Annotated in this window: 2 protein-coding genes; one reads left to right on the forward strand and one right to left on the reverse strand. The window is 73.9% G+C overall.

Going from position 1 to position 3,147, the window contains the following annotated elements; all coding sequences use genetic code 11:
• Positions 1-2,362: glycoside hydrolase family 65 protein (locus EAD98_RS00555; RefSeq protein WP_147457300.1), on the reverse strand; the 2,362-nt coding region annotated here is incomplete at its 3' end.
• Between the two features lie 172 nt (positions 2,363-2,534).
• On the opposite strand from EAD98_RS00555, the gene EAD98_RS00560 reads away from it, so the two are divergent.
• A partial coding sequence (locus tag EAD98_RS00560) for a phosphatase PAP2 family protein (protein WP_121652145.1) occupies positions 2,535-3,147 on the forward strand: 613 nt, incomplete at its 3' end.

Raw genomic sequence — 3,147 nt, forward strand, 5'->3', positions numbered from 1 at the left:
GGGAGTGCGGCTCGGGCCCGGGGTCGGGCACCGGCGGCATCGGCCGGATGACCGGTGCGGCGCCGGTGACCCGGAGCTGCGCACCGTGGTGCCACAGGTCGACCGCGACGTCCGGGCCGGCGTCGGGCAGCTCGTAGCGCGCCTCGATGGCGGTCAGCGTGACCCGCAGCCGATGTCCGCGCCAGCGCAGGCTGAACGCCAGCCGGTCGATCCGCCGGGGCAGCCGAGGGTCGAAGGAGAGCACCCCCCGGTCGTCCCGCAGACCGCCGAAGCCCTGCACCAGCGCCAGCCACGACCCGGCCAGCGAGGCCAGGTGCAGCCCGTCCGCGGTCTTGTCGCCGAGGTCGGCCAGGTCCTGCAGCACCGACTCCGCGAACAGGTCGTACGCCAGGTCGAGGTGCCCGACCTCGGCGGCCAGCACCGCCTGCGGTGCTGCCGACAGCGACGAGTCGCGAACCGTGCGGGCCTCGTAGTAGGCCAGGTTGCGGGCCTTCTCGTCGGCGGTGAACTCACCGGGGTGGAGCTGCATGGCCAGCACCAGGTCGGCCTGCTTGACCACCTGCCGGCGGTACAGCTCCAGGTACGGGTAGTGCAGCAGCAGCGGGTAGTCGTCCTCGCCGGTGTTCGCGAAGTCCCACTCGGGCTGCTCGGTGAACCCGGCCGCCTGCTGGTGGACGCCGCGAGCACGGTCGTACGGGATGAAGACCGCGTCGGCGGCGGCCCGCCAGCCGGCGATCTCGGTCGGGTCCACCCCGAGCCGGCCGGCCAGGTCGGGGCGGCGCTCGGCGGCGTCCGCCGCGCCGCGCAGGTTGCGCCGGGCCATCAGGTTGGTGAAGACGTTGTCGTTGACCAGCGCCGCGTACTCGTCCGGGCCGGTCACCCCGTGCAGGTGGAAGGCGCCGGTGTCCGACCAGTGGCCGAAGCCGTGCCACAGCCGGGCGGTCTCCACCAGCAGCTCCAGCCCCGCCTGGGCGAGGAACCGCTGGTCGTCGGTGACGGCCAGGTAGCGCAGCACCGCGTCGGCGATGTCGGCGTTGACGTGCAGCGCGGCGGTGCCCGCCGGCCAGTAGCCGGAGCACTCCCGGCCGCCGATGGTGCGCCACGGGAAGGTGGCGCCGGTCAGCCGCAGCTCGCGGGCCCGCTCGCGGGCCTCGGGCAGGTGGGCGTGTCGCCAGCTCAACGCCGAGCGGGCCACCGCCGGAGCCAGGTAGGTGAGCACCGGCAGCACGTAGCTCTCGGTGTCCCAGAGCACGTGCCCGTCGTAGCCGTTGCCGGTCAGGCCCTTGGCGGGGATGGTCCGGTCGGAGTCGGGGCGGCCGGCCTGGATCAGGTGGAAGATCGCGAAGCGGGTCGCCTGCTGGAGTTCCCGGTCGCCGTCGAGCAGCACGTCGGCGGCCTGCCAGGCCGCGTCCAGGGCGGCGCGCTGGTCGGCGAGGAGGGCGTCGAAGCCGTCCGCGCGGGCGGCGTCCGCCTCGGCGGCGACCAGGTCGGCCAACTCGCCGGCCGGCGTCCCGTCGACCGCCGCGCACTCGTACGCGGCGAACTTGGTCAACCGCAGCCGCTCGCCCGGGTGCAGCCGGCCGGCCACGGTGAGCCGTACCCGGTCGGGGGTGCAGTCACCGGTGGTGGTCACCGTGCCCGGCGCGTCCAGCAGGTGGCTGACCGCCACCGCGACGCGCTGGCCGCTGCGCTCGGTGCGGTGCACCAGCACCCCGTCGAGGCCGGCCGCGCGGTACGTCTCGGACGTCAGCGGATCGGTGATCACCGAGGCTGCCCGGGGGTCGTCCGAGCGCTCCGGCACCTGCTCGTTGGCCAGCAGGTCCGAGCAGACCCGCAGCTCGACGGGCCCGTCCAGCGCCTCCACCTCGTACCGGACGGCGGCGACCGGACGGCGGGGCAGGGACACCAGCCGGGTGCTGCGGATGCGCACCCGCCGCCCGGCCGGCGAGACCCACTCGGTCTCCCGGCGCAGCACCCCGGCGCGCAGGTCGAGCACCCGTTCGTGGGTGTGCAGCGTCCCGGTGCGGATGTCCAGCGGCTCGTCGTCGACCCAGAGCCGGATCAGCGCCGCGTTCGGGGCACTGACGACGGTGTCGCTGGCCTGCGGGAAGGCGTACCCCTCCTCGGGATAGCTCAGCTCGCGCCGCTCGTGGAAACCGTTGACGTAGCTGCCCGGCATCACGCACGGCGCGCCCTCGTCGAGGACACCACGCCAACCGACCCACCCGTTGCCCAGCGCGAAGATCGACTCGGTCTCGCCGAGCCGGTCCAGGTCGGCCGCGGTACGCCGGATCCGCCAGGTCTCCTCGTCCCCGCGCTCGACGGCGGGCGACGGTTGATCGGTGGCCGAACCGGTGTGCACGAATGCCTCCTGTGGGGTGCCGATGTCCCTGACCAGCCAAGCAGAGCCGGCTGTGCGATTCCTGGACGAAGGTCGGTGAGCCGCCTCGACCTTCGGGTCCCGCGCTGCCGCCTGGCGCGTTCCTACCCTGTCTCCCAGATGAACCAGGTATGAACATCTGGTGAGGTGATGCATGGTCGACACCGGCAACATGGACGTTCCGGAAATCAGCGCCGAGTGGTACCGCGACGTCATCGACGTCGCCGCCGACAGCCCGCAACCGGTGCAGTGGTTCGTCGGGCACGCCACCGAAGGGGTGATCCTGCTGCTCGGCGCGCTGCTGCTGGTGGCCGCGCTGAGCCGCCTGTCCGGCGGCCCGCACGACCGGGCGGTCGCCCTGGTCGCGCCGGTGCCGACCCTGCTGGCGTACGCCGGCAGCGAATGGCTCAAGACGGTGGTGGACGAGGATCGACCGTGCCGGACGCTCGGCCGGGCCATCATCGCGGGCAGCTGTCCACCAACGGGCGACTGGTCGTTCCCCAGCAATCACGCCACCCTGGCCGGCGCGCTGGCGGTCACGACGCTGCTGCTCTCCCGCCGACTCGGACTGGTCGCGCTGCCGCTGGCCCTGCTGGCCGCGTTCTCCCGGGTCTTCGTGGGTGTGCACTACCCGCACGACGTGGCCGCCGGGTTGCTGCTCGGCGCCCTGGTCGCCGCGCTGGCCACCCCGCTGCTGGCCCGCCCGGCGGCCGAGGCGCTACGCCGCCGGGCCGACCGCGCCCGTCGCACGGTCCCCGATCTGGCGG

The organism is Micromonospora sp. CV4, from assembly GCF_003667455.1.
In the GTDB taxonomy this organism is placed as follows: Bacteria; Actinomycetota; Actinomycetes; order Mycobacteriales; family Micromonosporaceae; genus Micromonospora.